A 26,661-nucleotide genomic window follows, 5' to 3' on the forward strand; every position below is an offset into this window, starting at 1 on the left:
CTCGTGGCACGTTCGTGACACGACACGCCCGGGCCTTGTGCGTGACAAGCGTTTGTGTTTGTGAAACTATTCTCGATTTGTTTCAGTTTCGCCCTGTGTAGTCAGAGCAACACATCCGGTATTAATGGGGGCCTGGTCGCCCCAGATTTACAGGCCTAAGCCGTGCCCCCGAGGTGCCCCCGAAGGGCCTTGAACAGCCGTCAACGACCCTCGGGTGCTGAGCACGATCACTGCTCAAGGTCGGGGGTCGGCGGGTGGCTCGGGCTCAGGTGAACGGACTCGTAATGAGAAGGTCGTCGGTTCGATTCCGACAGGCGGCTCCACCCGGACCCCAGGTCAGAGGATAGTTCCTCTGCCCGGGGGTTTTGTTTTTGTGGCCCGCGTGGTGAGGGTTCAGCGGGGGCGTCGAGGGTTCAGCCGGTGGCTGGCGCTGATGGTCGCGATGGCGCTCAGTGCGACGACGCCGATGATGGCCAGGGTGACGGGGAGCACGGGGATGTCGACGACGGCGAAGTTGGCGCTGGCGACGACAACGCCGAGAACGCCGGCTGTGAGGCCGACCAGCACCCCGACGAGCACGAGTGTCGCGGACTGCCGCAGGAGCAGCGATCTGATCCATCGGGGCGTCACTCCGAGGGCGACGAGTCGAGTGCTGTAGCTGCGCAGGCGGTCGGCTTGATGTCGGACCACGGTCAGTTGCAGGACCACCACGGCGGTGATCAGACAGGCCAGGAACACGTATCCCGAGGTGGGCAGGTCTGGTGGCGGTGGCGTCACGGCGTACAGGACGAACTCGCTGTCGTAGCCGCCGGCGACGACGGCATCGACCGCCGCGGAGATCGATCCGCTGGACACGTCGGCGTACAGGTACTTCGTGGGTCCGCTCGTGATGGGCAGGTCGAGTCGCTCGGCGGTGGATCGCAGGATCACGCCGCCGAAGGAGGTCGTGTACTGGCGGTTGACGGGAACCTTCATGGTGGTGATGGTCGGCGTCAGTCGTTGAGAGCCGTCGGCGCCGACGACGACGAATTGCTGGGCACCGCCCGCGCCGGTGAAGTCGAGTACACCTCCGCCGTCGAGGACTGCCTCGGCCTCGTCGGGCAGCTGGCCCGGCAGGAGCCGGTCGAGATCGCCGGGGGACTGGATCACCATGATCGTGCCGTTGGTGAACTCGCCCTGGTCGGGCTCGTTGGTGAAGAACGCGTTGCTCGACCGGTCGGCCGGACCTGATCGCAGCTCCCACATCGGCATCGGCGCCGGGACTCCGGGCGCGCGCGAGACGATGGCCGCCACAGCGGCGACGTCGCCAGGTCCGCCGTTGTTCTCCACCCACATCTGCCCTGGCGGGACGTAGCCGTAGGTGAACGAGGCGTCGCTGGCGATCTTGCTGGACAGCTGGGTGCCGATGCAGATCGGGATGGCCACGCAGGCTGCGGTCATCACGGCCGAGACGGCGAGGCGGGGGAGGTCGGACCGCATCAGACGGGCCGTGACGAATGCCAGTGGTGACCGTTGGCCCCAGATCCGGATGGCCAGGCGCAGGACGTCGGGTGCGATCAGGACCGCTGCCGCACCGACAAGGTAGGCGGTCTGGACCTTCTTCTGGTCGGCGACGAGCAGTGCCCACACCACCACGGCGACGATCACTGCTCTACGTGGCCAGGCGCGCGCCGGCCGATTGCGGGGGTGCTGCGATCCCGGGGTGGCTCGGGACAGGGCGAGGGCCGTTGTGCCGGCGAGGACCAGCAACTCGCACAGCACGAACAGCCCGGCGATGGTTCCCCACGGCACCGACAGCGGCGACAGTTGCTGGTCCGCCACCTCCGGAAGGACGGTCGAGCGTAGTCCGATCGCGCCGACCAGACCGACGCCGACTCCGATTGCCGCGGAGACGGCGGCAACCGTTGCGGCGGCCACCGCCTGTGTCCTGATCACCAGCCGCCGGCGTACTCCGATGCGAGTCAAAGTGTTCGCGACGGCGCGCTGCTGCCAGCGTGGCAGCGCCACGGACACGGCCGACGCCAAAACGATCACCATCACCAGCGGCAGGTAGGACGCGACGAGGTCACCGGTGCCGAACGGCCCGCGGCGACCGTCGGGGGTTACCTCGGCACGGGTGGTCGTGTTGTCCCGCAGGTAGTCCAGGCGGTTGCCGAGCGAGCGCGGGAGCGGCGGCATCACGGCGTTCACGGCGTTCACGACCTCGGCGTCGCTCGGGTCGGTCCACCAGACCTGCACCGATGCGCTGACCGGCTCGTACACGCGCCGCGGATCGGGCGCCTGGATCGACTCCCAGGTCCCGGGAGCGGCCACGATCAGGTCCCCGCGCTTGTCGTAGGCGTCCTCGACGACGCCGACGACCCGGAACGTCGCACGACCCGACATCACCGTGAATCGGCTCGGATCAGGCAACTTGTCCCGCAGCTGAGCCGAGACGACCACGTCGAACGGGCGCGAAGGCCACCGGCCGCCACCGCCATCGATCGAGTACCGATCCGGAAACGCCTTGCTCAGTTCGCCGTCCTGCACGAACCGGACCGGAGCGATCGGGCCCTGGATGAACGACTTCTCGAACGAGTCGGGCCGAAGGAGCGTGGACTGGATCGCCAGGTGGACCTCTCCGCCCACCCGCTCGGAGACCTGGCGCTGCACCTGGGTCAAGAACCCCGGGTCCACGTCCCCGACCTGTACTTCGGAGAACGTCGTCCGGGTGAAGGCTCCGAACTCCATCTCGCGCTGCTGATCCGGCGTCACCGCGAGCGAGGCCACCGCGACCATCGTGAGGGTGGCCGCAGCAAACGCTGCGGCGAGCAGCACCGCGGACCGCCGCAGGACGGCAGTACGCATCCACCGCCGCGTCAGGAACACTGCCGAGGAATCACCGACCCGCTTCACTGTTGATCCACGGCACCGTCGACCATGTGGTGCACGACCGTGGCGAACTCACGCGCCAGAGGATCATGGGTCGCGACCACGACCGCCGTCCCCTCGTCGTCGCACAGTTGCCGCAGCCGAACGAACAGTTCGCGTGAGTTACTCGAGTCCAAGGCGCCGGTGGGTTCGTCAGCGATCAGCAGTCGATGCCCGGCCGCCAACGCGCGGGCGATCCCGACCCGCTGATGCTGCCCACCCGACAGCTCGCCGGGCAGCCGGTCGCCCAGCGCGCCCAACTCCATCGCCTTCAGAGCACGGGCGGACGCCTGGTCGGCATCCGACCGCGACCATCCCCTGACCAGCAGGGGGAGGGCGACGTTCTCGTGCGCGGTGAACTCGTCGAGCAGATTGTTCGTCTGGAACACCACGGCGATGCCGTTGAGTCTGGCGTCGGCCCGCCCCTGCTCGGACAGCTCCGACAAGGTCAGATCGCCGAACAGCACCGAGCCGGAATCGGGCACGTCGATCCCCGACATCAGGTTCAGCAACGTCGTCTTGCCCGACCCACTCGCTCCGTACACGCACACGAACTCGCCGGCCGCGACCGAGAGCGAGACGTCGTCGACCGCGACGATCCGCTCCTGACCAACCATGAAGTTCCTGGACGCCCCGACCAGCGACACGACCGTACCCGGCGGTGCGACATCGCCGGCCGTCACGTTGTCGGCGAAGGGGGCCCGAGTCCCCGATCGCCGACTCTCACGTCCTAGCAGGAGCGGGTGTACGCGTGGGACTCGGCCTGGTTGTCGTCAGGGTTCGACGCCGAGGCGCTTGCCTGCGCGAACGCCCGCATCGACACGCACGTGCCCGAACCGTTGAGCGAGTAGTAGAAACGCGCGCCCGTGTTGGAGCGGTTCTTCCACGACGACAGCCGGTTGCGGTTGCCGGCACTGATGTTCGCCAGGCCGACGCCGGGCGCCCGATAGCCGAGCTCCGTGTTGTAGGCGCCGCCGTCGTGACCCGTTCCACCCGCGTAGATGCAGATCTTGTTGGCGTAGCAGGCCTCCTCGGCCTGAGCCGGCGTGCTCGCCGCCACCACCGCACCAGCGCTGATGGTCGCCGTCGCCACTGCGATGAGGCCGATGCGATTACGAAGAGTGCTCATAACTCCCCCGATCTGTAGTTGGTGCGCTCAGCATGGTGAGCGACCTGGTCGACGTCAAGACGTCCGCTGGTGGAACATTTTTCTGCTTACCGACTGCCTCGAATCAGCGGCAGACCTTGCGTTCCGTGAATCCGCCGGACCGGTCGGCCGGTGCCAGCACGCTGCCCTCCAGGAAGGCGCAGGTCGGGTTCGCGTCGCTGCGGAACCGGTAGACCGGGCCCGCGGAGGCGCCGCCGCCGGAAGCCCTGATGTACGGGCCACCCGGCACCCGGAGCCCGACCTTGGGCGACGTGCTGGTGCCCACGGTCTGGGTGACAGCGCACCAGTAGCCGTTGCCGGAGTTGTACTGGACGTTGACCTGGCCGACTTTGTAGCGGCCGGTCCCGTTGTCCCTGATGTCGATCGAGGTCACCGTCGAGTAGTTGGCCCCGCACAACCCGACGGAAACCGATCGAATCCGGTCACCCGAAGGAGGCAGGCGATGGCCGGAGTACGGCGGTACTCGCGTGCTGGGCAGCGTGCTGTGGGTCAGGTCAGCCAGGAGGCGTAGAAGATGCCGAGGCCGGTGGCGACGCAGATGCCGGCGATGATCCAGAACCGGATCACCACGGTGACCTCGTCCCAGCCGGCGTGTTCGAAGTGGTGGTGGACGGGGGCGATCCGGAAGATCCGGCGGCCGGTGCCGGTGAGGCGCTTGGTCAGCTTGAAGCTGATCATCTGCAGGAGTACGGACAGCGTCTCGAGGACGAACAGGCCGGCGATGACCGCCATCAGGAGTTCGGTCCGGGACATGATGGCCAGGCCGGCCAAGGCGCCGCCGATGGCGAGGGAGCCGACGTCGCCCATGATGATCCGGGCGGGCTTGGCGTTCCACCAGAGGAAGCCGACGCAGGCCGCGGTGATGGCGGCCGCGAAGACCGCGAGGTCGAGCGGGTCGCGGACCTGGTAGCACTGGGACTCCACCACGGTAGGGCGCGAGGAGTCGCAGAGTTGGTTGTTCTGCCAGATGTTCACGATCGTGTACGCGCCGAAGATCAGCGCGGAAGAGCCGGCCAGCAGCCCGTCGGCGCCGTCGGTGAGGTTGGCGCCGTTGGAGGTCGCGGTGACGATGAACCAGATCAGCAGCAGCACCACGACCAGCGGCAGCTTGATTCCCCAGTCGTGAGTGCCGGAGAGGTACTGCGACGCAGGCCGGACGCCGTGATCGTTCGCGAAGTACTGCGTGGCGAGGACCCCGAAGAGCAGCGCGACCAGGGTCTGGCCCGCCATCTTCTTCCGGCTGCTCAGGCCGCGGTTGTCCTGCGTGTAGACCTTGATGAAATCGTCGAGGAACCCCACCACCCCGCAGCCGAGGAACAGGATCATCAGCAGCCAGGCGCTGGCACTCGGCCGGTTGCCGGTCAGGATCGTCGCCGCCAGATAGGCCGCGACGGCGCTCACCAGGATGACGAGGCCGCCCATGGTCGGCGTACCGCGCTTGACGTGGTGGGTGGTCGGCCCGTCCTGCCTGATCGGCTGGCCGAAGCCGTGCCGGGCGAACCACCCGATCGCGAGCCGGGTCCCCAGCAGCGAGCCGATCACCCCTAGCGCGCCGCTCAGGAGTATTGCCCTCACACCATCTCCCCCTCCCAGCCACGTCGACCCAGCGTCGAGGCAAGAGCGGCAAACATAGCGAAGCCGCGGGTCGCGGCCGGTCGTGAGCCAGCCGGACGAGAGCGCGATCGCCCGCCCCTAGCCTTGGGGTTGTGGAGATTGAGGAGCGGAAGCTCGGTGATGTGGAGTTGGACGGGCTGCTGGAGGCTGCCTTCCAGGAGTTGGTGCGGCGGTACGGCGGGGAGGGGCGCTCTGTGGTGCAGGAGGGGGCCAGGTATCTGGTGGCCAGCATCGATGGTCAGGGTGTTGGATGCGGGGCTTTGCAGCCGTCCAAAGATCCGGCGATCGGCGAGTTGAAGCGGATGTTCGTCGCGCCCGAGTTCCGGGGGCGGGGGATCGCGTCGGCCGTGCTGACCGCCCTGGAGGAGCTGGCGGCAGCAGCGGGTTACAGCACGATTCGGCTTGCGACCGGGGTGCGGCAGCCGGAGGCGATCGGGTTGTACGAACGCCACGGCTACCGCTTGACCCAGCCGTTCGGCAAGTACGTCGGCGACGAGCTTGCGCGGTGCTACCAGAACGCCCTCTAGTCGCCGATGTAGGCGGCGAGGTGTTTGCCGGTCAGGGTCGACTGGTTGGCGACCAAGTCGGCGGGGGTGCCTTCGAAGACGATCTGGCCGCCGTCGTGGCCGGCGCCGGGGCCCAGGTCGATGATCCAGTCGGCGTGGGCCATCACCGCCTGGTGGTGTTCGATCACGATGACCGACTTGCCGGAGGCGACCAGGCGGTCGAGGAGGCCGAGGAGTTGCTCGACGTCGGCCAGGTGCAGGCCTGTGGTCGGCTCGTCGAGGACGTAGATGCCGCCCTTCTCGCTCATGTGGGTGGCCAGCTTGAGGCGTTGGCGTTCGCCGCCGGACAGGGTGGTGAGCGGCTGGCCGAGGCTGAGGTAGCCGAGGCCGACGTCCACGAGGTGCGACAGGATCTTGTGCGCGGCCGGCGTCTTGGCGTCGCCGTCGGCGAAGAACTGCTCGGCGTCCGTCACCGACATCGCCAGTACTTCGCTGATGTCACGCCCGCCGAACTTGTACTCCAGCACCTCTTCCTTGAACCGCTTGCCCTCGCACACCTCACAGGTGGTCGCGACCCCGGCCATCATCGCCAGGTCGGTGTAGATCACGCCCGCGCCGTTGCAGTTCGGGCAGGCGCCCTCGGAGTTCGCGCTGAACAGGGCCGGCTTCACCCCGTTGGCCTTCGCGAACGCCTTCCGGATCGGCTCCAGCAGTCCCGTGTACGTCGCCGGATTGCTGCGCCGCGAGCCCCGGATCGCGCCCTGGTCGATCGACACCACGTCGGACGACGCAGGCAGCGAGCTGTGGATCAGCGAACTCTTGCCCGAACCGGCGACTCCCGTGATGACGGTCAGCAGACCGAGCGGGATGTCCACGTCGACGTTCTGCAGGTTGTGCGTCGAGGCGCCGCGGATCTCCAGCTGGCCGGTCGGGGTCCGCAGTTCGGGCTTCAGCTTCGCCCGGTCGTCCAGGTGCCGGCCGGTCAGGGTGTCGCTGGCACGCAGCTCCTCGATGGTGCCCTCGAAGCAGATCGTGCCGCCCGCGGTACCGGCGCCGGGGCCGAGGTCGACGACGTGGTCGGCGATCGCGATCGCCTCCGGCTTGTGCTCGACCACGAGCACCGTGTTGCCCTTGTCGCGCAGCCGCAGCAGCAGGTCGTTCATCCGCTGGATGTCGTGCGGGTGCAGCCCGATGGTCGGCTCGTCGAAGACATAGGTGACGTCGGTGAGCGACGACCCGAGGTGCCGGATCATCTTCACCCGCTGCGCCTCACCACCCGACAGCGTGCCGGCCGGCCGGTCGAGCGACAGGTAGCCCAGCCCGATCTCCACGAACGAGTCGAGGGTGTGCTCCAGCTTCTCCAGCAGCGGCGCGACCGACTTGTCCTTCACTCCGCGGACCCACTCGACCAGGTCGCTGATCTGCATCTTGCAGCAGTCGGCGATGTTGGTGCCGTCGATCTTCGACGACCGGGCGCCCTCGTTCAGCCGGGTGCCTTCGCACTCGGGACAGGCGGTGAAGGTGATCGCGCGCTCCACGAAGGCCCGGATGTGCGGCTGCATCGCCTCCACGTCCTTGGCCAGGAAGGACTTCTGGATCTGCGGGATCAGGCCCTGGTAGGTCAGGTTGATGCCCTCGACCTTGATCTTGGTCGGCTCCTTGTAGAGCAGGGCTTGCATTTCACGCTTGGTGAACTTGTTGATCGGCTTGTCCGGGTCGAAGAACCCGCAGCCGCGGAAGATCCGGCCCTGCCAGCCGTCCATGCTGTACCCGGGGATGGTCAGCGCGCCGTCGTTGAGCGACTTGCTCGCGTCGTACAGGGCGGTCAGGTCGAAGTCGGTGACCGAGCCGCGGCCCTCGCAGCGCGGGCACATGCCGCCGGTGATGCTGAAGCTGCGCCGCTCCTTGGTCTCCTGGCCGCCCTTGGTCAGGGTGACCGCGCCGGCGCCGGAGATCGAGGCGACGTTGAAGGAGAACGCCTGGGCCGAGCCGATGTGCGGCTGCCCGAGCCGGCTGAACAGGATCCGCAGCATCGCGTTCGCGTCGGTCGCGGTGCCGACGGTGGAGTGCGGGTTGGAACCCATCCGCTCCTGGTCGACGATGATCGCGGTGGTCAGACCCTCGAGTACGTCGACGTCCGGCCGGGCCAGCGACGGCATGAAGCCCTGGACGAAGGTGCTGTAGGTCTCGTTGATCATCCGCTGCGAGTCGGCCGCGATGGTGCCGAACACCAGCGAGCTCTTGCCGGAGCCGGAGACCCCGGTGAACACCGTCAGCCGGCGTTTCGGGATCACCACACTGACGTCCTTCAGGTTGTTCACCCGGGCGCCCTGGACCCGGATCAGATCGTGGCTGTCGGCAACATGTTGGTCGGCCGGCGTACCCGTGGTGGTGCGCTTGCTCATCTGTTCTCCACTGTTGAAAGGGCTATGAAGCGATCTGCTGGAGCCGGACCATGTTCCCGGCCGGGTCGCGGAAGGCGCAGTCGCGGACGCCGTACGGCTGGTCGAGCGGTTCCTGGACGATCTCGACGTCGGTGGCCTGCAGCTTCGCGAAGGCGGCGTCGACGTCGGGGGTGGCCAGCAGGATGCCGCCGTAGGTGCCCTTGGCCATCATCTCGGTGATGACCTTGCGCTCGTCCTCGGTGATCCCGGGGTCGACGGCCGGCGGGTGCAGCACGATGCTGGTGTTCGGCTGGTCGGGCGGGCCGACCGTCAGCCAGCGCATACCGTTGTAGCCGACGTCGTTGCGCAGTTCGAAGCCGAGCGCGTCGCGGTAGAAGGCGAGCGCGGCGTCCGGGTCGTTGTGCGGGAGGAAGCTTGCGCTGATCGAGATGTCCATGGCCGTCACGCTAGCTGTGGCTCGGTGGCGGGCGCTTCTCGATTCCTGATCGGTCTGCTCACCTGTTTGGAGAAGAACGACGGCATCCCGGCCAGCGACTCCGTCTCGCCCGCCTCGCGCCGGTAGACACTCGGCGGTACGCCGACCAGCTCGGTGAACCGGGTGCTGAACGTCCCCAGCGACGAGCAGCCGACCTCTAAGCAGACCTCGGTGACACTCAGGTCGCCCCGGCGCAGCAGCGACATCGCCCGCTCGATCCGGCGCGTCATCAGGTACGAGTACGGCGACTCTCCGTACGCGAGCCGGAACTGCCGGCTCAGGTGCCCGCCGGACATGTTCACGCCGCGGGCCAGCGCCTCGACGTCGAGCGGCTGGGGGTACTCCCGGTCGATCCGGTCCCGGACGCGGCGCAGCAGCGCGAGATCGCGCAGTCGCTGCTCCTCGTCCGTCTTGCCGCTCACCTGAAAGATCGTGCCATATCCACCGCCGCCGCGGCACTCTCCACGGCTGATTGAATGCTTGACCAGGCATATAAGGGGCCGGACGCAACTTTCCGGTGGGTTTGCTCATCGTGCTTTCTGTCCGGGGGAGAGCACGAGTGGGTGGGGGAGTAGTGACTGGTCGACGGTGGGTGAGCGCGACGGTGGGGTTCGCGCTCGCGGTGAGTGGGTTCGCGGTGGCGCCGCAGGTCGCGCAGGCGGCGCCGCCGAAGCCGGGGATCGCGGTGCTTCCCGATCTGCCGGAGCCGGGGGTCGCGCAGTTCGATCCGGCCAGGAGCAACGTCGTACCGGCGGTGGCTGCTGCGGCGAGTGACGTGAAGAAGTCGTCCAGGAAGGCGGCGGTCGCGGGGACCGGGAGCTACACCTGTCCCGGGTTCAGCACGGTGGACGACGCGACCTCCGTCGCGATGCTGCAGGCCGACACCTACGCGTGGGGGCCGTACGCGGCGTACAAGGTCGGTAACGGCAGTGGCAACGTCAACTGGAAGCTCAACCCGTACAAGAACCCCAGCTGGTACATGTGGTTCCACTCACTTCGTTGGCTAGGGCAAGGAATTATGGCCGGCAGCCAGGGCGACACCGCCGCGCTCGCCAAGGTCACCGCGATCACCAAGGACTGGGTCACCGACAACCCGTACTCGTGGAAGGCCGACATCGGCGCCTACGAGGCCACGATGCACCGCACCAACGTGCTGGTCTGTGTCCGTCAGGCGGTCCTCGCCGGACTCGGCGTCACCGCGCTGCCGGCAGCGTACAGCTGGCTCGACGTCGCGCTGGTCAACCACGCCAAGTTCCTGACCGCCAACTGGAGCGGCGCCTGGAACCACGGCACGGACGAGAGCATCGCGCTCTTCGGCGTCGGCTGCACGCTCGAGCGCGCCGACTACCTGACCACCGCGCAGAACCGGCTTGCGGCCGGGATCACCACTGCCATCGACGCGCAGGGCTCGACCAACGAGCAATCGACCGCGTACGCGCAGTTCAACTACTCGCTCTGGGGTCGCGCCGCGGCCGCGCTTGAGCAGTGCGGCGCCGACCCCGGTACGACGATCACCACCCGCCGCGCCTTGCTGGCCGACTGGCTCGCGCTCGCCACCAACTCGCTCGGCAAGCTGCACCAGCTCGGCGACTCCGAGGTGGTCTCCACCAGCCCGATCGCCGGTACGCCGCTGAGCTATGCGGGCACCAAGGGCATCGAGGGGGTCGCTCCCGAGCGGCGGATCGGCACCTTCAACGCCGGCTATGTGTTCGGCCGCACCGGTTGGGGTCAGACGCGGCCGTTCGCGCAGGAGTCGACGTACAGCATCCGGTACGGGCCGTCGCGCGCGCTCCACGGTCACAGCGACCACACGGGGATCACCTACACGTCTCGCGGCCGCGACATCCTGATCGACGGCGGGCATGCCGGGTACCAGAACGACATGTGGCGCACCTGGGCCAAGAGTCAGTCCGCTGCCAGTGCGATGACGACGCCATTGGCGGCGGAGACCTACCCGGCCACCAAGCTGACCCGCAAGGCCTTCACCCCGACGTCGGAGTTCTACGAGTTCGCCGATGCGCCGGGAGCGGGGATCAGCCGCAACCGCGCAGTATTGGTGTTGAAGGATCCTGACCTGATCGTGAGTCTCGATCGGGCCAGTGCCACGAAGGCGCAGCAGTTCCAGACGTTGTGGCACCTGCCGTCGGACCAGCATGCGACGGTCTACTCGCGGACCACGGCGATCGGGATGAAGCCGGGTGACGACACCCGGACGATCCTGTTCCAGATCCCGTACCGGCAGGTGCTGCCGGCCGGCGCGATCCTGATCAAGCAGGGCCAGACCAAGCCGATCCAGGGCTGGCACTACCCGGACATCTTCACCCGTAAGCCGGCCCCGACGCTGATGTTCGCCCGGTCCGGCACCAGCGCGTCGATCCTGTCCGTGATCGCGCCGGTGTCGGCCACCGGATCCGTGCAGTACAAGGGCCGCTGGTCCGGTACGACGTACATCGTCGACCTGGTCGCCGGGGGCGAGAAAGCCTCGTTCGGCATCACCCCCGGTGGTTCCCTCTACCGGGTCAGCTGACCAACCGGAACAGGTACTTCGGCCTGCGGGGCGGGTGCGACGAACGCATTCGCCCCGTGCAGGTCGATGGCCGGAAGCAGCCGGTCGAGCCAGCCGGGCAGCCACCAGTTGGCCTTGCCGAGCAGCTTCATGGTGGCGGGCACGAGCACCAGCCGCACGATCGTCGCGTCCACCAGCACCGCCACGGCCAGGCCGAGGCCGAACATCTTCGCGGTCGGGTTGCTGCCCAGGATGAAGCCGGAGAAGACCGCGATCATGATCAGCGCGGCCGAGGTGATCACCCGACCGGTGACGGCGATACCGCGCATCACCGAGGCCTGGTTGTCACCGGACTCGAGGTACTCCTCCCGGACCCGGGAGAGCAGGAACACCTCGTAGTCCATCGACAGCCCGAACAGGATCGCGAACATGAACAGCGGGATGAACGGCAGGATCGGCAGCGGCGCCTCGACCCCGATCAGCTCGGCGCCCCAGCCCCACTGGAACACCATCACCATCACGCCGAAGGACGCGCCGATCCCGAGCAGGTTCATCAGCGCCGCCTTGAGCGGCACCAGGATCGACCGGAAGACCACGGTCAGCAGCAGGAACGACAGCAGCACGACCGCGCCGATGAACAGCGGCAACCGGTCGGCAACCCGCTCGCCGACATCGGCAGCCCCAGCCGTCGCACCACCGATATGCGCCTTGGCCCGACTCTCCCCGAGTACTGTGGGGAACACGTCTGCCCGGAGCCGCCGGATCGTTTCCAGCGTGGTGTCGTCCTGCGGCCCAGTGGTCGGGTAGGCGATCAGTGTCGCGACCCCGGCGGTCACTGCGGGCTCGGCGACGGCCGCGATCCCCGGATCCGCAGCGATGGCGGCCCGCAGCGGCTGTACGACGTTGGGGTCGGCTGAGGTGTCGACAGCGATCACCAGCGGCCCGTTGGCGCCGGGACCGAAGCCCTGCGCCACCAGGTCGTAGGCCTGCCGCTCGGTGCGCTGCTGCGGCAGGGTCCCTTCGTCCGGAGTACCGACTCGGAGATCCAGCGCGGGCGCGGCCAGTGCGATCAGTACTACGGCAGTGCCTGCGGCGTAGGCCTTTGCATGCCGGGAGACGTGCTGGCCCCAGCGCTGCCAGCCGCCGGAGGTCTGGGTGGTGCGGCGGTTGCCGAAGCCGATCCGGTTGATCCAGTGCCCGGCCAGCCCGAGGAACGCGGGCAGCAAGGTCAGCGAGGCGATCACCATGATCAGCACGATGATCGAGACGGAGATCCCGCCGGCGGTCAGGAACGGCACACCGGCCACGGCGAGGCCGAGGATGGCGACGACAACCGTGCCGCCCGCGATCATGACGGACTGGCCCGCGGTGGCGACTGCCCGTCCGACCGACTCCTCGACCGGCAGCCCCTGCGCCAGGTATTCGCGGTGCCGCGTGACGAGCAGCAGCGCGTAGTCGATGCCGACCCCGAGCCCGACCATGCTGCCTACCACCGGCGCCCAGGTCGGCACGTCGATCAGGTAGGTGAGCAGGGCCAGCGAGCTGGTGCCGAGGCCGATGCCGAACAGTGCCAGACCGATCGGGAGGCCCATCGCGATCACCGATCCGAACGCGACCAGCAGCACCAGTGCGGCCACGACCAGGCCGATCACCTCGCCGACCCCGGTCTCGCCCTCGTCGAAGGCCACGGCCAGGTCGCCGCCCGTCTCGATCCGCAGCGGCGAGCCCTCGGCCGCCTGCTTGACGAAGGTCTGCAGGTTGTCCCGATCCGCACCGGACAACTCCTCGATCACCGGGTACTGCAGCCGGATGATCGCGACCTTGCCGTCCGGCGAGATGGTCGCGGGCGCGGCGGCCAGGACCTTGGGCAGTTTCGCTGCCTCGGCCTGCACCCCGGCCAGCGCTGTCCGCGCTTCGCCGGAGGTGGTGAAGGTCGTGCCCTGGTCGCGCGGGGTCAGCACCACCTGGGCGGTCAGCCCGCCCTGGTTCGCGCCGGCCGATGTCAGCAGGTCGGTCGCCCGCTGCGAGTCCAACCCCGGTACTGCGGTGCTGTTGTCCAGCTTCTGGCCGAACAGACCGGCGGCCGCCAGCACGATCCCGGCCAGGACGAGCCAGGTCCCGATCACAGTCAGCGGTCGGCGGGCGGCGTACCGGCCCAGTCGGTAGAGAGCGTGCGGCATCATTCGTGTTCCCCTTTTGGTGGTCCCGGTGAATCCCCGTCCCAGCGTGGCGATCCGCGGCGGCCGGTACCTCGGGCGAACGGCCGCACCTTGCTCGGCTGTCCGGCCGACCGGCGAGCCGTACTTTCGGTGGGTACGCCGGGCGCTCCCGCTGTCTACGCTGAGGCCATGGCGACTGACGCGGTCCGGACTCTCTGGCGTGAGCCGCGTGCGCCGCAGCCACCGAGACGGGTCTGGCGGGACTGGCTGCTGGTCGGGCTGCTGCTGCCGACCGCGATCCTCGAAGGCGTACTGCGGGCCGACGTCGCCTGGCGACCGGTCGCGGTGGCGATGGCGGTGGTGGTCATCGTGGCGCTGCTGTGGCGGCGTACTCATCCGTTGGGCATGGTCGCGATCGCGTTCGGGATCGCGATCACCTCGGCGGTCGTCAACCTGCTGAGCGACCTGCCGTCGGTGGGCCTGAACACGATGGTTGCCGTGGTGCTGTTCCCGTACGCACTCGCGCGCTGGGGGTCGGGCCGGGAGATCGGGACGGGGCTGGCGATCTGCTTGGTGGCCCTGGTGACGGGGACAGCCGCGGAGTACACGGGAATCACCGAGGCGGTGCTCGGCGGGGTCTTCCTGCTGTCGCCGGCGGCGATCGGTGCCGCGGTCCGGTACTGGTCGGCCAATCGGTCTCGCGAGCTCGACCGGATGAGGCTGCAGGAACGGGCCCAGTTGGCTCGCGAACTGCATGACACAGTCGCGCATCACGTCTCGGCCATCGCGGTTCGCGCGCAGGCCGGCCGGGTGGTTGCCGCGTCGCACCCTGAGGCGGCGGTGGAGGCTCTGGTCGTGATCGAGGCGGAGGCATCGCGGACGCTCGGGGAGATGCGGTTGATGGTCGGCGCGCTCCGGGCGGAGGAGGTGGCCGCGCTCGCTCCGCAACAGGGGGTGGCCGATCTCGAGTCGCTGGCCGGCAGTGTCGGCAACGGGCCTCGGGTGCAGGTGGAGTTGGCTGGAGACCTGACTGATTTGGGGTCGCCGGTCGGCGCGGCGATCTATCGCATCGCGCAGGAGTCGATCACCAACGCGGCGCGGCATGCTCGGCACGCGACTCGCATCGATGTCCGGGTGGTCGGCGACGAGGAGTGGATCCGGGTGACTGTGGACGACGACGGGGATGCTGCCTCGGCTGGGCGCAACCCCACGGGGTACGGGCTGATCGGGATGACCGAACGGGCCACACTGCTGGGCGGCACTTTCGTCGCGGGGCCTGGCGTCGAGCGGGGCTGGACTGTTGAAGCGGTGCTGCCGCGGACCGGGGTGGCCGGATGAGCATTCGGGTGCTGGTCGCTGACGACCAGGAGATCATCCGTACCGGGTTGGCGATGATTCTCGGCGTACAGCCTGGGATCGAGGTCGTCGGCGAGGCGGCGGACGGTCATCAAGCGGTCGAGATGGCTCGCCGGCTGCGGCCGGATGTCTGCCTCTTCGACATCCGGATGCCTGGTTTGGACGGGATCGGCGCCACCCGCGCGCTCGCCGGGCCTGGGGTCAGCGATCCGCTCGCGGTGGTGGTGATCACGACCTTCGATCTCGACGAGTATGTGCACGGCGCGCTGAAGGCCGGCGCGCGGGGGTTTTTGCTCAAGGACGCTGGGCCGGAGCTGCTGGTCCAGGCGATTCGGGCTGCTGCCGAAGGGGATGCGTTGATCGCGCCGAAGATCACCGCTCGGCTGCTTGCTGCATTCTCTGACACGCGGTTGGGCCGGCCGCCGGTGCAGCCGAGCGAGCCGCTCACCGGCCGGGAGGAAGAGGTGCTGATCACCGTGGCCCGTGGCCGGACGAACTCCGAGATCGCCGCCGAGCTCCACATCAGCCTCAGCACGGTCAAGACCCATCTGGCCGCCGTGATGACCAAGCTCGGCGCCCGCAACCGGGTCGAGATCGTCATGTGGGCCTACGAAACCGGCCGGATCAGCCGCTGAGGCGGGCTCCGTCGCGAGGGCTCGAAAAATGTCCGGGGCCGGGTCTAAGGTGCGAAGCATCAGTGGATTTCGGGCAAAGGGGCAACTGATGACATCTCGACTCAATCCGTACATCAGCTACAACGGCGACGCTCGGGCGGCGTTCGAGTTCTACCAGTCGGTGTTCGGCGGTGAGCTGGTGGTGAACACGTTCGGGGAGTTCGGAGCCTCGGACTCAGGCGATGCGGACAAGGTCATGCACGCGATGCTGGAGACGCCGCAGGGCTACACGTTGATGGGGTCGGACACGCCGGGCTACCTGGAGTTCACTCCGGGGAACACGATGTCGGTCAGCCTGAGCGGTGACGACAGCGCCGAGCTGCACGGGTTCTTCGACCGGCTGGCCGAGGCCGGCTCGGTGACGACGCCGCTGGAGAAGCAGGCGTGGGGTGACGAGTTCGGGATGGTCACCGACCAGTTCGGGATCGCCTGGATGGTCAACATCAGTCAACCGCAAGGCTGAGTTGTCGCCCGAGGTGCTGCGACTGCCGGACGGCCGGCGGGCGCAGTACTGGAGCGGTGGCGACCCGGCTGGGCCGGTCGTGTTCTTCCTGCACGGCTGCCCGGACACCCGGCACGCGGCGTACTGCGGAGATGCGGCGGCGCGGCGTACTGGCGTGCGCCTGATCGCGGTCAATCGGCCGGGGTACGGGGTGTCGGACGAGGCTGCGTCGGATCACTTGTCGGTGGCGGATGATGTCGCGGCGGTGGCTGAGGTGCTGGGCGTTGCGCAGTACGGCGTACTGGGGATGTCGATCGGTGGACCGTACGCGTTGGCGTGCGCGGTCAGGCATCCATCGCGGGTGACTGCTGTTGGGGTGGTGGCGAGTCCGGCGGAGGTGCCGGCGCTTGATCCGCCGTACCACCGGGATGATCTCGGGGCGGAGCAACAGGAGTTCTTCCGGCTGCTGGCGCGGACGCCGGTCGAGGAGGCGGTCGAGTTGATGCGACCGGACTTCGAGGCGTACGTGGGGAAGGTCGCGCCTGAGGATCCTTCTGATGAAGGGGTAGCCGGGCGATTCATTGCCGGGTTGGGCGAGCTCGACGCGGAGGTGGTTGGTCGGCAGTCGGCCGGTGAGATTGCCGCGTCGACGCGCGAGGCGCTGGTGAACACCGCCGGGTATCTGCGCGATGCCGCGATCTCCTTCAGACGTTGGGGTTTCGACCCTTCGGCGATCAGTTGCCCGGCCACCCTCTGGTACGGCGAATTCGACGCGAACGCCTCGATCCGCAACGGCGAATGGCTTGCCGCGCGGATCCCCGGGGCCGAGTTGATTCAGCGGCCCGGCGAAGGACATCTCGGTAGTCTGCACAACCACTGGGAAGAGGTGCTCGACAGATTGGTGAGACCGTGAACGAGGTGCTGTTCGATGCGATCCGGCACAACAACTGGGCGACCAGCGAGTTGCTCACGTTCTGCCGCGACCAACAACTCACCCCGGAACAACTCCAGGTGACCGGCGTCGGCACCTTCGGCGGCATCCTCGCCACGCTGCAGCACATCATCACCTGCGACGCCAGCTACCTCCGCCGCCTGGCCGACAGCGACCAACTGCCCTGGGCCGACGACGACAACCCGTCCACCGACTTCGCCACCCTCGCCGAGTGGGCCGAGCAAACCCGCCTGCTCTGGGAAGACCTCCTCACCCGGCCCATCGACGTCGAACGCGTCATCATCGTCGACAACGGCACCCGCGCCTGCCACGCCGGCATCTTCCTCGCCCAGGCCCTCAACCACGCCAACCACCACCGCGAACAGGTCTGCGCCATCCTCACCGGCCTCACCATCGATCCCCCCGACATCCAAGCCTGGGAATACGCCTGGCACACCAGTCGAATCTGGGACCTCCCCTGAAGCTCTTATTTACAAGGGCTTGACGAGGCGGAGGGACTCCTGGACAGGGGTCAGCGGTACTCCGTGGGTGTGCCAGTTGGTCAGGTTGTCGACTACTAGCTGGCCCATGGCGTTGCGGGTGGGGATGGTGGCGGAGCCGACGTGGGGGAGGAGGACCGCGTTGTCGAGGTCGAGCAGGCCTGGGTGGACCTCGGGTTCGTGTTCGAAGACGTCTAGGCCGGCGCTGAGGATGGTGTTGGTGCGGAGGGCTTCTACCAGGGCTTCCTCGTCAACCACCGTGCCGCGGGCGATGTTGATCAGGATGCCGTCGGGGCCTAGTGCCTGCAGGACGGAGGCGTCGACCAGGTGGCGGGTTTCGTCGCCGCCGGGGATCACGATCATCAGGATGTCGACGGCGGTGGCGAGTTCGAGCAGGGTCGGGTAGTAGCTGTAGGCAACGTCTTTGGGGTGGCGGTTGTGGTAGGCGATCGAGATACCGAACGCCTCGGCGCGGTGGGCGATTGCCTCGCCGATCCGGCCGAGGCCGAGGATGCCCATCGTGCGGCCGTTCAAAGTCGCCTTGGTCAACGGGTAGGAGCTGTCGGTCCAGGAGCCGGCCCGGAGGTAGCGCTCGGAGCGGGACAGCTCGCGGGCCGTCATCAGCAGCAGGCCGAGGGCGGTGTCGGCGACCTCGTCGTCCAGTACGCCGGGAGTGTTCGTGACGATCACGCCACGCTCCGCGGCCGCGGTCGCGTCGATCTTGTCGTAGCCGACGCCGAAGCTGGCGACCAGCTTTACGGCGGGCAGCCGGTCGAGGTACGGACCGTCGATCGGGGTGCCGCCGGTGGCGATCGCGGTGATGTCCTTCGCGCGCTCGGCCAGTACGGCGTCCGGATCGTCGGCTTCCCAGAGGCGGAGGACCTCGAAGTGCTCCGCGAGGCCCGTCTGCACGACCTCGTTCATCGGACCGGGCATCAGAACAGTCGGACGTGACATCGCTACTCCCGTGCGGTCGAGGACTCGGTCAACCCTATGCGCCGCCTCTGCCGTCCGGCGGATGGGTCCGCAAGCGCGGCGATCGCCATCGGTACTGCGAGATCAGCAAGCAGCGCGGCCTGCTGGTAACGACTGAGCCAGCTGCGCGATCTATCGGGTATGGGATTCGACGAACCGATGGTGAGGGACCCGCTGTTCTGGGTCGGGATCGTGACTGGAGCGATCTTCGGGGTCATCGGGGTGTTCACCCGGGATCTAAGTGGTGGGGTAGCGGTCTGGTCGGTGCTCTGCACGACCGGCGCGACCACGTGGCTGCTGGCCGGCGGGGTGGGAGTACTGATCCGCGGCTATTTCCGGCGCCGGCGCGACAAGAAGGCGGACATCGACCTGCTGATGAAAGAGGGGGTCCAGCTGAAAGAGGTCGAGTAGAGGCCAGGAGCCGACCGCTACCGTCGGCAGGCTGGGTCTCATGACGGACAACAGAGCAGCCAGCCTGCACGCGTACTTCGGCTACCGGGACGCGGTGACCGCGTTGCGGTGGCTCGGGGACGCCTTCGGGTTCGAGACGACGATGCAGTACCCCGACGACAAGGGCGGCATCATGCACGCCGAACTGCGACGCGGCGACGCGTCGTTCACCCTCTTCACCGATGAGGAAGGGTACGAGAAGCTGCCGCGCAAGGGCGACAGTGTCGGCCACGGGCTCTACATCGCGCTCGGGTCCGAGGCCGAGGTCGACGAGGTCTATGCGACCGCGACCAAGCACGGAGCCGAATCGGTGTGGACGCCGGACACCACAGAGTGGGGCAACTACCGCTGCCGGGTCGCGGATCCCGAGGGCTACGAGTGGACCTTCGGCACCCACGTCCCCGGTCAGCCGGCCGACGACTGGTCGCAGCAGCAGGACGCTTAACCTGCTGGAATGCCGAGCTTGATCATCGTCCGGGGGAACTCCGGGTCCGGGAAGAGTTCTGTGGCCGAAGGGCTCAGGGCGGCGTACGGGCCCGGGGTCGCGTGGATCGAGCAGGACCATGTTCGGCGGATGATCTTCGCCGAGCTGGACCAGCCCGACGGCGCCAACATCGCCGCGATCGAGCAGCTCGCCGTGCTGGCGATGAGCCGCGGTTTCAGCACCGTCGTCGAAGGCATCATGCCGACCGCCCGGTACGGCGAGATGCTGACCCGGCTGACCAGTGCGTACGCCGGTTCCGCGCATGTCTTCTACCTGGACGTGCCGTTCGAGGAGGCCTCGCGCCGGCACCTGACCCGGGCGAAGGCGAGCGCGTTCTCGGTCGAGGAGATGCGCACCTGGTACCACGAACGCGACCTGCTCGGCCAGCCGGGCGAGCGTGTCATCGACCAGACGAGTTCACTGCGGCAGACGATCGAGACGATCGCCGGGATCGCTGGTCTGCAACGGGTTTGCTGACGACTTCACTGACTTCGCAAAGGTGGGTTCAAGGACTGAGCGACGGGCTGTGCGTTACGCGCTGAGACGAGTAAGTTACTCCGCATGCCCGCCACCAGTCCGCTGTATGCGTTGTACGTCCGTCGTCTCCGGTCCCAGTTGGCCGGCCGGGAGCTGCCGGCGCACATCGGTGTGGTGACGGACGGGAACAGACGCTGGGCACGCGGCAAAGGGCACAGCAACCCGAGTGTCGGGCACCGGCGCGGGGCCGAGCACATCGAGAACCTGCTCGGCTGGTGCGAGACCGCCGGGGTGCCGCACGTGACGGTGTTCCTGTGCTCGACCGAAAACCTGGCCAAGCGCGACGACGCCGAGGTCGCCTACCTGATGGAGGTCGTCGAGGAGATCGTGGCCGGCCGGCTCGCACAGCCGGGTGGCCGCTGGCAGGTGCACATCGCCGGTCTGCTCGACCTGCTGCCGGACAGCACCGCGCACGCGTTGAAGAACGCGGTCGACGCGACGAAGGACGTCGCCACCGGGAACCACATCACCTTGGCGATCGGCTACGGCGGCCGTCAGGAAGTGGTCGAGGCGGTCCGTTCACTGCTCGAGTCGGAGGCGGACTCCGGCAACGATCTCAACGGCCTGGCCGAGACGCTGAACGCCGACGACATCACCAAGCACCTCTACAACGTCGGCCAGCCCGACCCCGACCTGATCATCCGCACCAGCGGCGAGCAGCGGATGTCGAACTTCCTGCTCTGGCAGAGCGCGTACTCCGAGCTCTACTTCTGCGAGGCGTACTGGCCGGCCTTCCGCGAGGTCGACTTCCTCCGGGCGCTCCGCTCGTACGCCGACCGGCACCGCCGCCGCGGCGCGTAGTACCGCCTAGTCGCAGTTCTTCGGCGTGAACTGCTCGAGCGTGACGACCTCGGTGGTGTTCACCTTCGGCATCACCTTCAGCTTGAGGATCTGGCCGGGCTTCAGGGTTTTCAGCAGCGCCGACGTGAACTCGAGATGGGCGGCGTTCGAGGAGGCGTCCTTGCTCCGGCCCCTCAGGACGTAGCTCTTGGCCGGATCGAGGTCGGGCACCCGCTGCTCCGACTTCCACTTCCCGGCGCCCTCGACCAACGGGAACTGGACGATTCCCTTCGGTGACTTCGGGTTGTACCACTCGGCCAGCAGGACGTCGTCCGACTCCGTCTCGGGGCGCGGTCCCTGGTCCCACAGCTTCAGCTGATCGATGTCGCCGTCGCAGTCCTGCAGCACCACGATCGTCCGGCCCGCGTCGTCCACGGACAGCCCGACCACCCCGGACTCGGTCGGACTGCACGCGGTCAGCATCCCCGCAGTACAGGCGATCGCTCCGGCGCAGACCAGCTTTCCCCAGCTCATGCGCCAGGGTAGACCGCGGTCAGGGGCAGAAGTCCGGGGTGAAGTCGTCCAGCGAGGTGATCCGGTACTGCGGGGTGCCGGGCGAGGCGCCGTACGACGGGGGAGTTCCCGCGGGTCGCCAGTCGTGCCGGACCTGGCCGGGTTTGAGGGCCTTCAGGTCGGCGAGAGTGAATTCGGTCCGGCGGCCGAAGTACCTGTGGCCTTCGCTCCAGGCCCGGATCGTGACCTTGTCGGTGGGGTTCAGCTTCGGCGTCGGCTGATTCGGACGCCAGTCGGCCGTGCCGGTGAGGGGGATCTCGTCGACCGCCGGGGGCGGCTTCTCGTTGTCGAAGACGACTTGGGTCGACGATGCCGTCAGTTCGAGTTGGACGACTGAGGCCGAGCAGTTCTGCAGGACGATCACTGGATGACCGGCCGCATCGACGGTCATGCCGAGAGCGGCGGACTCGGCCGGGCCCGTGATCGGCGGGCCGCAGGAGGTCAGGACCGTCGTCGCGCAGGCGACCACAGCGATCAAGGAAGTGCAGTTCCCCCACCCCATGTTTCAGGGTAGGCGCTAGAGGGTGCCGAGGTCCTCGAAGATCAGCGCGGTGCGGGTCGCGAGCACTTCGGGGATCGCTTGCAGCTTCTCCAGGACCACCCGACGCAGGCCCTCGTTGTCGGCGGCCCGGACCAGCAGGATGGCGTCGAAGTCACCGCCGACCAGCGCCATGTGCTTGACCTCGGGGATCGCCTGGAGCTGTTCGCGCAGTACTCGCCAAGAGCTCTGGCGGAGACTCAGGGTGACGTATGCCGAGGTCGCCAGGCCGAGTTTGAGCGGGTCGACGGTGGCGGTGAAACCGGTGATCACGCCGGTCGTGGTGAGGCGTTCGACCCGGGCGTAGGCGTTCGCGCGGGAGATGTGCACCTGGTCGGCCAAGGCGCGGATCGAGAGCCGGCCGTCGCGGCTCAGCGCGGCCACGATCTGCCGATCGATCTCGTCGAGCGCCGGGGCCACGACCATCTGTCCAGGCTGAGCCGTGCCGACTGTCTCGTCACCAGACATTGTGCTCCCTTGAGTGGCTCAGAGGTGCCATTCGTCCTGGGATTCTCCCAGCTATGGATCCGAATGGCTACAAGTATGACGATGAACCATCCGTCCGTCTCCCTGCGCAGGAGGGTCCATGACCACCGTCGAGGAGCATCTGCTCCCCTCCGCCGAGCCAGTACAACTGGTCGATCAGCACGGCACCCGGCACGACAACCCGCAGTACCAGTTGCCCGCGCCGGAGGCTCTGGTCGACGGTTACACGCAGTTGGTGAAGGGCCGCCGGATCAACGACCAGGCCAGCGCGCTGGTTCGTCAGGGCCGGCTCGCGGTCTACCCGTCGTCGCACGGCCAGGAGGCCTGCCAGGTCGCCGCCACGATGGTGCTCGGCGAGCAGGACTGGCTGTTCCCGACGTACCGGGACACGGTCTCGATCATCAGCCGCGGGGTCGACCCGATCGAGACGCTGACGCTGCTGCGCGGCGACTGGCACTCCGGCTACGACCCGTACGAGCGCAACGTCGCGCCGCAGGCGACGCCGCTCGCGACCCAGCTGCTGCACGCGGTCGGGGTCGCGCACGCCGCGCGACTCAAGGGCGAGGACACCGTGGTGATGGCGCTCTGCGGCGACGGCGCGACCAGCGAGGGTGACTTCCACGAGGCGCTGAACTTCGCGGCCGTGTTCAAGGCGCCGGTGGTGTTCTTAATCCAGAACAACGAGTACGCGATCTCGGTGCCGTTGGCCCGGCAGACCGTCGCACCGTCCCTTGCGCACAAGGGGATCGGGTACGGCGTACCGGGGGAGCGGGTGGACGGCAATGACCTGGCCGCGCTGCTCGCGGTACTGGGGTCGGCGGTTGCGAAGGCGCGGGCCGGCGAAGGTCCGCAGCTGATCGAGGCGCACACGTACCGGGTGCAGGCGCACACGAACGCCGACGACGCGACCCGGTACCGCCCCGACGACGAGGTGACGCCGTGGCTGGAGCGGGATCCGCTGAAGCGGCTGGACGCCTATCTGTCGGGTGAGGGACTGCTGGACGACGACAAGCGTGGCGAGGCGGCGGCCCAGGCCGACACGATCGCCGAGGCGTTGCGGGTCGGGTTGATGCAGGAGGTCTCGCCGGATCCGGCGGAGCTGTTCGCGCATCTGTACGCGACGCCGACGCCGCAGTTGAAGGAGCAGGCCGCGTTCCTGCAGGACGAGTTGTCGCGAGAGGAGGCCTGACCATGGCGCACGAGAAGCTCTCCATGGCCCAGGCGCTGAACCAGGCGCTGCGGGACGCGATGAAGGCCGACGACACGGTGCTGATGTTCGGCGAGGACGTCGGCGCGCTCGGCGGGGTTTTCCGGATCACCGACGGGCTGACCGCGGAGTTCGGCGAGGACCGTTGCTTCGACACCCCGTTGGCCGAGGCCGGCATCGTCGGGATGGCGGTCGGGCTGGCGATGAACGGCATGCGGCCGGTGGTCGAGATGCAGTTCGACGCGTTCGGCTACCCGGCGTTCGAGCAGGTGGTCAGCCACGTCGCCAAGATGCGCAACCGGACCCGCGGCAAGGTCACGCTGCCGATCGTGATCCGGATGCCGTACGCCGGTGGCATCGGCGGGGTCGAGCACCACTGCGACTCGTCGGAGTCGTACTACGCGCACACGCCCGGGCTGACGGTCGTTGCCCCGGCTACTGTCGCGGACGCCTACACATTGTTGCGTAGGGCAATTGAATTGCCGGACCCGGTGATCTTCATGGAGCCCAAGAAGCTGTACTGGGCCAAGGAAGAGGTCGATCTGACTGTCGCCGAGCCGGGGATCGGGACTGCTGTGGTGCGGCGTCCGGGGACCGACGCGACGTTGATCGCCTACGGGCCGTCGGTGCCGATCGCGTTGGAGGCGGCCGAGGCGGCTGCTGCCGAGGGGCGGTCGTTGCAGGTGGTGGATTTGCGGTCGATCGTGCCGTTCGATGACGAGACGGTGTGCGCTGCTGTTCGCAGTACCGGGCGGGCTGTGGTTGTCGCTGAGGCGAGCGGCTTTGCCAGTGTCTCGTCGGAGATTGTTGCCCGGGTCACCGAACGCTGCTTCCACTCGCTGGCGGCGCCGATCCGGCGGGTCACCGGGTTCGACATTCCTTATCCGCCGCCGAAGCTGGAGCGGCACCAGTTGCCTGGTGTCGACCGGATTCTCGACGCGGTCGACTCGTTGCAGTGGGAAGACTCATGAGCAGCACGCAGACGTTCCTGCTGCCGGACCTCGGCGAAGGGCTGACCGAGGCGGAGATCGTCCGCTGGCTGGTCGAGGTCGGCGATGTGGTCGCTGTCGACGCGCCCATTGCTGAGGTCGAGACGGCGAAGTCGATCGTCGAGGTGCCATCGCCGTACGCCGGTGTTGTTGCTGAGCTGCACGGTCCGGCTGGCTCGACGATCGATGTCGGTAAGCCGCTGATCACCATCGGGGTGCTCGCGGCAGCTGCCGAGACCTACCGCGAGGAGGAGAAGGCCGGCTCCGGCAATGTGCTGATCGGCTACGGCACCCCGGAGTCAGCAGGCAGCGGACGCCGCAGGCGCCCCAGCAGTACTGCGGCAGCTCACGCCGGCGCCGCCGTCGCCGCACCCAGCGCCGCAGTGCCCACCCCCACCTCCGCGCCGAAGGCGCGCGCTGTTCCCTTGGTGATCTCGCCGTTGGTGCGCCGCCTGGCGCGGGATGCTGAAATTGATCTGCACGTGCTGGCCGGCTCCGGCGCCGGTGGGTTGATCGTCCGCCGAGACGTCGAGGCAGCAATCTCCCAAAAGACCGAAAAGCCTGTAGGTGTGGAAGAAACTCGCACCGGCCTGACCGAGCTGCGACGGATTCCGGTGAGCGGCTTCCGGAAGGCCGTGGCCACCACCCTCAGCCGAAGCCGACGGGAGATCCCGGAAGCGACCACCTGGGTCGACGTGGACGCGACCGCGCTGCTCGAAGTACGAGAATCGATGCGTACGGCAACAGATGCCGGACCGGGCCTGCTCGCGTTGATGGCGCGGTTCGTGGTCGCCGGGTTGAAGAAGTATCCGGAGCTCAACGGGTTCGTGGACACCGAGCGCGACGAGCTGGTGCAGTACGACGGGGTCAACCTCGGGCTGGCGGCTCAGACCGAGCGCGGGCTGGTCGTACCGGCGGTGGTCGACGCGCATCTGCTGACCGCGCGCGGGCTCGACCAGGAGATCCGGCGACTGACGACATCGGCGCGGGACGGGAAGCTGACCAGCCACGAGCTGACCTGCGGGTCGTTCACGCTCAACAACTACGGCAGCTTCGGGGTCGACGGCAGCGCGGCGATCATCAACCACCCGCAGGTCGCGATTCTCGGGGTCGGCCGGATCATCGACCGGCCGTGGGTGGTCGACGGGCAGCTCGCGGTGCGCAAGCTGACCCAGCTGTCACTCGTCTTCGACCACCGGGTCTGCGACGGCGGCACGGCAGCCGGGTTCCTCCGGTTCGTCGCCTATGCCTTCGAGTCACCGACCTCGGTGCTCGCGGACCTCTAGATCAGCTGACGCGGGCGCAGCCCGATCAAGATGGCTCTCAGGCCGGTCTGGAAGCGTGCTTCCGGGCCGGCTGAGTCGTCTCGGTTGAGGTACGCGGCCAGCGTGCCGGCGCCGATCCCCAGCTGATCGCCCGCCGCGGACGCCCACTCGGATTCTGTGAGACGGCTTCTGCGGACGGTCGCGCTCCAAGCCGCGTCGGTGACGGCGGCTCCGATGACGTAGTGGAAGACAGCAGAAACAGCCGCGTCCAGGTAGATGCCCTTGAACCCGGCCGCCTTCAGGATCGCCAGCATCCGCTCGGCGTACGCCTGATAGTTCGGCCCGAGCCCGGCATGGCTGGCCATCAGTTGCGCCGCCCACGGATGCTCAGCCAGTACGTCGTACGCCGCGTGCGCGAGCACTGTCAGCTGCTCGCGCCAGTCCCCGTCCTCGGCCGGTACGAGCGCGTCGGCCAGCACGGTGTCGACCGCGAGCTCCAGCAGGTCGTCCTTGTTCGCCACTCGCCAGTAGAGCGCCGAGGTGGCGGCGGTCCCCAGCTCGGCGGCCAGCCGGCGCATCGACAGCTTCTCCAGCCCGTCGCGGCCGAGCATCTCGATCGCCGTCCGGACGATGTCGTCCCGGCTCAGTGGCGCCCGGGTCTCGTCGGGATCGGCCCGCAGCCAGACCGAGCCGAGCACCGTCTTCGCATCTGCCTCGCGTGCCATCTCCGG

General features: G+C 68.0%; 28 protein-coding genes. 14 read left to right on the plus strand and 14 right to left on the minus strand.

The annotated features are described in order from the left end of the window. Positions 1 to 393: 393 nt before the first annotated feature. The 5 genes from AB0P21_RS14740 to mraY all read right to left on the minus strand — a co-directional run bounded on the left by AB0P21_RS14740 (position 394) and on the right by mraY (position 5,653). Positions 394 to 2,895: an FtsX-like permease family protein gene (locus AB0P21_RS14740; RefSeq protein ID WP_363696858.1), complete on the minus strand. Its 2,502-nt coding sequence runs from the start codon at positions 2,893 to 2,895 to the stop codon at positions 394 to 396. After that, positions 2,892 to 3,527, minus strand: coding sequence for an ABC transporter ATP-binding protein (locus tag AB0P21_RS14745; protein ID WP_363696860.1), 636 nt, complete (start codon positions 3,525 to 3,527; stop codon positions 2,892 to 2,894). The genes AB0P21_RS14740 and AB0P21_RS14745 overlap by 4 nt, the downstream gene beginning before the upstream one ends. Before the next feature lie 113 nt (positions 3,528 to 3,640). Next, positions 3,641 to 4,039 carry a peptidase inhibitor family I36 protein gene (locus AB0P21_RS14750; RefSeq protein WP_363696862.1) on the minus strand — a complete coding sequence of 133 codons (399 nt, stop codon included), beginning with the start codon at positions 4,037 to 4,039 and terminating at the stop codon, positions 3,641 to 3,643. 103 nt (positions 4,040 to 4,142) lie between these two features. Further along, positions 4,143 to 4,451: a hypothetical protein gene (locus AB0P21_RS14755; protein WP_363696863.1), complete on the minus strand. Its 309-nt coding sequence runs from the start codon at positions 4,449 to 4,451 to the stop codon at positions 4,143 to 4,145. Between the two features lie 116 nt (positions 4,452 to 4,567). Further along, positions 4,568 to 5,653 (minus strand): phospho-N-acetylmuramoyl-pentapeptide-transferase, encoded by a 1,086-nt coding sequence (mraY, locus tag AB0P21_RS14760; protein WP_363696865.1) that lies wholly within the window; start codon positions 5,651 to 5,653, stop codon positions 4,568 to 4,570. 131 nt (positions 5,654 to 5,784) lie between these two features. On the opposite strand from mraY, the gene AB0P21_RS14765 reads away from it, so the two are divergent. After that, positions 5,785 to 6,219 carry a GNAT family N-acetyltransferase gene (locus tag AB0P21_RS14765; protein ID WP_363696867.1) on the plus strand — a complete coding sequence of 145 codons (435 nt, stop codon included), beginning with the start codon at positions 5,785 to 5,787 and terminating at the stop codon, positions 6,217 to 6,219. On the opposite strand, the gene AB0P21_RS14770 is transcribed toward AB0P21_RS14765, so the two are convergent. From AB0P21_RS14770 to AB0P21_RS14780, 3 genes are read right to left on the minus strand one after another with little or no spacing between them, the layout of a single operon-like run. Further along, positions 6,216 to 8,603 carry an excinuclease ABC subunit UvrA gene (locus tag AB0P21_RS14770; protein WP_363696869.1) on the minus strand — a complete coding sequence of 796 codons (2,388 nt, stop codon included), beginning with the start codon at positions 8,601 to 8,603 and terminating at the stop codon, positions 6,216 to 6,218. The genes AB0P21_RS14765 and AB0P21_RS14770 overlap by 4 nt on opposite strands. A gap of 22 nt (positions 8,604 to 8,625) precedes the next feature. Then, positions 8,626 to 9,039 carry a VOC family protein gene (locus AB0P21_RS14775; protein WP_363696871.1) on the minus strand — a complete coding sequence of 138 codons (414 nt, stop codon included), beginning with the start codon at positions 9,037 to 9,039 and terminating at the stop codon, positions 8,626 to 8,628. A gap of 5 nt (positions 9,040 to 9,044) precedes the next feature. After that, entirely contained in the window at positions 9,045 to 9,500 is a 456-nt protein-coding gene (locus AB0P21_RS14780; protein WP_363696873.1) for a helix-turn-helix transcriptional regulator, read from the minus strand. Positions 9,501 to 9,670: 170 nt separating this feature from the next. Between AB0P21_RS14780 and AB0P21_RS14785 the strand changes: the two genes are divergently transcribed. Next, positions 9,671 to 11,605: a heparinase II/III family protein gene (locus AB0P21_RS14785; protein ID WP_363696875.1), complete on the plus strand. Its 1,935-nt coding sequence runs from the start codon at positions 9,671 to 9,673 to the stop codon at positions 11,603 to 11,605. Here the strand turns inward: AB0P21_RS14785 and AB0P21_RS14790 are convergent. Then, on the minus strand, positions 11,590 to 13,767 hold the full coding sequence (locus AB0P21_RS14790; protein WP_363696877.1) for an MMPL family transporter: 2,178 nt from the start codon (positions 13,765 to 13,767) through the stop codon (positions 11,590 to 11,592). The two genes, AB0P21_RS14785 and AB0P21_RS14790, sit on opposite strands and share 16 nt — an antisense overlap. Positions 13,768 to 13,932: 165 nt before the next feature. Between AB0P21_RS14790 and AB0P21_RS14795 the strand changes: the two genes are divergently transcribed. From AB0P21_RS14795 to AB0P21_RS14815, 5 genes are all read left to right on the plus strand, one after another. Beyond that, positions 13,933 to 15,081 carry a histidine kinase gene (locus tag AB0P21_RS14795; RefSeq protein WP_363696879.1) on the plus strand — a complete coding sequence of 383 codons (1,149 nt, stop codon included), beginning with the start codon at positions 13,933 to 13,935 and terminating at the stop codon, positions 15,079 to 15,081. After that, positions 15,078 to 15,734: a response regulator transcription factor gene (locus AB0P21_RS14800; protein WP_363696881.1), complete on the plus strand. Its 657-nt coding sequence runs from the start codon at positions 15,078 to 15,080 to the stop codon at positions 15,732 to 15,734. The genes AB0P21_RS14795 and AB0P21_RS14800 overlap by 4 nt, the downstream gene beginning before the upstream one ends. Before the next feature lie 88 nt (positions 15,735 to 15,822). Then, positions 15,823 to 16,236, plus strand: a complete 414-nt coding sequence (locus tag AB0P21_RS14805) for a VOC family protein (RefSeq protein ID WP_363696883.1) — start codon at positions 15,823 to 15,825, stop codon at positions 16,234 to 16,236. A 13-nt stretch (positions 16,237 to 16,249) separates the two neighbouring features. Beyond that, a complete protein-coding gene (locus tag AB0P21_RS14810) occupies positions 16,250 to 17,128 on the plus strand; it encodes an alpha/beta hydrolase (RefSeq protein ID WP_363696885.1) in 879 nt (292 codons plus the stop codon). Next, complete coding sequence (locus AB0P21_RS14815) at positions 17,125 to 17,628, plus strand: DinB family protein (RefSeq protein WP_363696887.1); 504 nt, start codon at positions 17,125 to 17,127, stop codon at positions 17,626 to 17,628. Before AB0P21_RS14810 ends, AB0P21_RS14815 begins: the two co-directional genes overlap by 4 nt. 9 nt (positions 17,629 to 17,637) lie before the next feature. Here the strand turns inward: AB0P21_RS14815 and AB0P21_RS14820 are convergent, their stop codons facing one another. After that, positions 17,638 to 18,603, minus strand: a complete 966-nt coding sequence (locus AB0P21_RS14820; protein WP_363696889.1) for a 2-hydroxyacid dehydrogenase — start codon at positions 18,601 to 18,603, stop codon at positions 17,638 to 17,640. A 159-nt stretch (positions 18,604 to 18,762) separates the two neighbouring features. Here AB0P21_RS14820 and AB0P21_RS14825 point away from each other — a divergent pair, with 159 nt between their 5' ends. The 4 genes from AB0P21_RS14825 (at position 18,763) to uppS (ending at position 20,893) form a co-directional block, all read left to right on the plus strand. Further along, positions 18,763 to 19,032, plus strand: a complete 270-nt coding sequence (locus tag AB0P21_RS14825; protein WP_363696891.1) for a hypothetical protein — start codon at positions 18,763 to 18,765, stop codon at positions 19,030 to 19,032. Between the two features lie 40 nt (positions 19,033 to 19,072). After that, positions 19,073 to 19,516, plus strand: coding sequence for a VOC family protein (locus AB0P21_RS14830; RefSeq protein ID WP_363696893.1), 444 nt, complete (start codon positions 19,073 to 19,075; stop codon positions 19,514 to 19,516). 9 nt (positions 19,517 to 19,525) lie between these two features. Beyond that, complete coding sequence (locus AB0P21_RS14835; RefSeq protein WP_363696895.1) at positions 19,526 to 20,032, plus strand: AAA family ATPase; 507 nt, start codon at positions 19,526 to 19,528, stop codon at positions 20,030 to 20,032. An 84-nt stretch (positions 20,033 to 20,116) separates the two neighbouring features. After that, complete coding sequence (gene uppS / locus AB0P21_RS14840; RefSeq protein WP_270135805.1) at positions 20,117 to 20,893, plus strand: polyprenyl diphosphate synthase; 777 nt, start codon at positions 20,117 to 20,119, stop codon at positions 20,891 to 20,893. A gap of 6 nt (positions 20,894 to 20,899) precedes the next feature. On the opposite strand, the gene AB0P21_RS14845 is transcribed toward uppS, so the two are convergent. From AB0P21_RS14845 to AB0P21_RS14855, 3 genes are read right to left on the minus strand one after another with little or no spacing between them, the layout of a single operon-like run. Then, entirely contained in the window at positions 20,900 to 21,406 is a 507-nt protein-coding gene (locus tag AB0P21_RS14845) for a hypothetical protein (RefSeq protein WP_363696897.1), read from the minus strand. A gap of 19 nt (positions 21,407 to 21,425) precedes the next feature. Continuing rightward, positions 21,426 to 21,923, minus strand: coding sequence for a hypothetical protein (locus AB0P21_RS14850; RefSeq protein ID WP_363696899.1), 498 nt, complete (start codon positions 21,921 to 21,923; stop codon positions 21,426 to 21,428). 39 nt (positions 21,924 to 21,962) lie between these two features. After that, positions 21,963 to 22,409, minus strand: a complete 447-nt coding sequence (locus AB0P21_RS14855) for an Lrp/AsnC family transcriptional regulator (RefSeq protein ID WP_363696901.1) — start codon at positions 22,407 to 22,409, stop codon at positions 21,963 to 21,965. Between the two features lie 160 nt (positions 22,410 to 22,569). Here AB0P21_RS14855 and AB0P21_RS14860 point away from each other — a divergent pair, with 160 nt between their 5' ends. Genes AB0P21_RS14860 through AB0P21_RS14870 form a run of 3 tightly spaced genes read left to right on the plus strand, consistent with a single transcriptional unit; the run spans position 22,570 to position 25,951 of the window. Continuing rightward, entirely contained in the window at positions 22,570 to 23,658 is a 1,089-nt protein-coding gene (locus AB0P21_RS14860) for a thiamine pyrophosphate-dependent dehydrogenase E1 component subunit alpha (RefSeq protein WP_363696903.1), read from the plus strand. A 2-nt stretch (positions 23,659 to 23,660) separates the two neighbouring features. Then, on the plus strand, positions 23,661 to 24,647 hold the full coding sequence (locus AB0P21_RS14865; protein WP_363696905.1) for an alpha-ketoacid dehydrogenase subunit beta: 987 nt from the start codon (positions 23,661 to 23,663) through the stop codon (positions 24,645 to 24,647). Then, on the plus strand, positions 24,644 to 25,951 hold the full coding sequence (locus tag AB0P21_RS14870) for a dihydrolipoamide acetyltransferase family protein (RefSeq protein WP_363696907.1): 1,308 nt from the start codon (positions 24,644 to 24,646) through the stop codon (positions 25,949 to 25,951). Before AB0P21_RS14865 ends, AB0P21_RS14870 begins: the two co-directional genes overlap by 4 nt. Here AB0P21_RS14870 and AB0P21_RS14875 read toward each other — a convergent pair. Next, the gene (locus AB0P21_RS14875; RefSeq protein WP_363696909.1) at positions 25,948 to 26,655 is read right to left on the minus strand and encodes a TetR/AcrR family transcriptional regulator; all 708 of its coding nucleotides are present in this window, start codon (positions 26,653 to 26,655) and stop codon (positions 25,948 to 25,950) included. The genes AB0P21_RS14870 and AB0P21_RS14875 overlap by 4 nt on opposite strands. Positions 26,656 to 26,661: the final 6 nt, after the last annotated feature.

Source organism: Kribbella sp. NPDC056861, assembly GCF_040687575.1.
GTDB lineage: Bacteria > Actinomycetota > Actinomycetes > Propionibacteriales > Kribbellaceae > Kribbella.

Coding starts and splice junctions, on each gene's coding strand:
- AB0P21_RS14875 (WP_363696909.1), bottom strand. CDS start 26,655: ATGGCACGCGAGGCAGATGCGAAGACGGTGCTCGGCTCGGTCTGGCTG.
- AB0P21_RS14745 (WP_363696860.1), bottom strand. CDS start 3,527: ATGGTTGGTCAGGAGCGGATCGTCGCGGTCGACGACGTCTCGCTCTCG.
- AB0P21_RS14845 (WP_363696897.1), bottom strand. CDS start 21,406: ATGAGCTGGGGAAAGCTGGTCTGCGCCGGAGCGATCGCCTGTACTGCG.
- AB0P21_RS14825 (WP_363696891.1), top strand. CDS start 18,763: ATGGGATTCGACGAACCGATGGTGAGGGACCCGCTGTTCTGGGTCGGG.
- AB0P21_RS14775 (WP_363696871.1), bottom strand. CDS start 9,039: ATGGACATCTCGATCAGCGCAAGCTTCCTCCCGCACAACGACCCGGAC.
- AB0P21_RS14790 (WP_363696877.1), bottom strand. CDS start 13,767: ATGATGCCGCACGCTCTCTACCGACTGGGCCGGTACGCCGCCCGCCGA.
- uppS (WP_270135805.1), top strand. CDS start 20,117: ATGCCCGCCACCAGTCCGCTGTATGCGTTGTACGTCCGTCGTCTCCGG.
- AB0P21_RS14795 (WP_363696879.1), top strand. CDS start 13,933: ATGGCGACTGACGCGGTCCGGACTCTCTGGCGTGAGCCGCGTGCGCCG.
- AB0P21_RS14865 (WP_363696905.1), top strand. CDS start 23,661: ATGGCGCACGAGAAGCTCTCCATGGCCCAGGCGCTGAACCAGGCGCTG.
- AB0P21_RS14830 (WP_363696893.1), top strand. CDS start 19,073: ATGACGGACAACAGAGCAGCCAGCCTGCACGCGTACTTCGGCTACCGG.
- AB0P21_RS14820 (WP_363696889.1), bottom strand. CDS start 18,603: ATGTCACGTCCGACTGTTCTGATGCCCGGTCCGATGAACGAGGTCGTG.
- AB0P21_RS14835 (WP_363696895.1), top strand. CDS start 19,526: ATGCCGAGCTTGATCATCGTCCGGGGGAACTCCGGGTCCGGGAAGAGT.
- AB0P21_RS14800 (WP_363696881.1), top strand. CDS start 15,078: ATGAGCATTCGGGTGCTGGTCGCTGACGACCAGGAGATCATCCGTACC.
- AB0P21_RS14750 (WP_363696862.1), bottom strand. CDS start 4,039: ATGAGCACTCTTCGTAATCGCATCGGCCTCATCGCAGTGGCGACGGCG.
- AB0P21_RS14860 (WP_363696903.1), top strand. CDS start 22,570: ATGACCACCGTCGAGGAGCATCTGCTCCCCTCCGCCGAGCCAGTACAA.
- AB0P21_RS14855 (WP_363696901.1), bottom strand. CDS start 22,409: ATGGTCGTGGCCCCGGCGCTCGACGAGATCGATCGGCAGATCGTGGCC.
- AB0P21_RS14805 (WP_363696883.1), top strand. CDS start 15,823: ATGACATCTCGACTCAATCCGTACATCAGCTACAACGGCGACGCTCGG.
- AB0P21_RS14770 (WP_363696869.1), bottom strand. CDS start 8,603: ATGAGCAAGCGCACCACCACGGGTACGCCGGCCGACCAACATGTTGCC.
- AB0P21_RS14870 (WP_363696907.1), top strand. CDS start 24,644: ATGAGCAGCACGCAGACGTTCCTGCTGCCGGACCTCGGCGAAGGGCTG.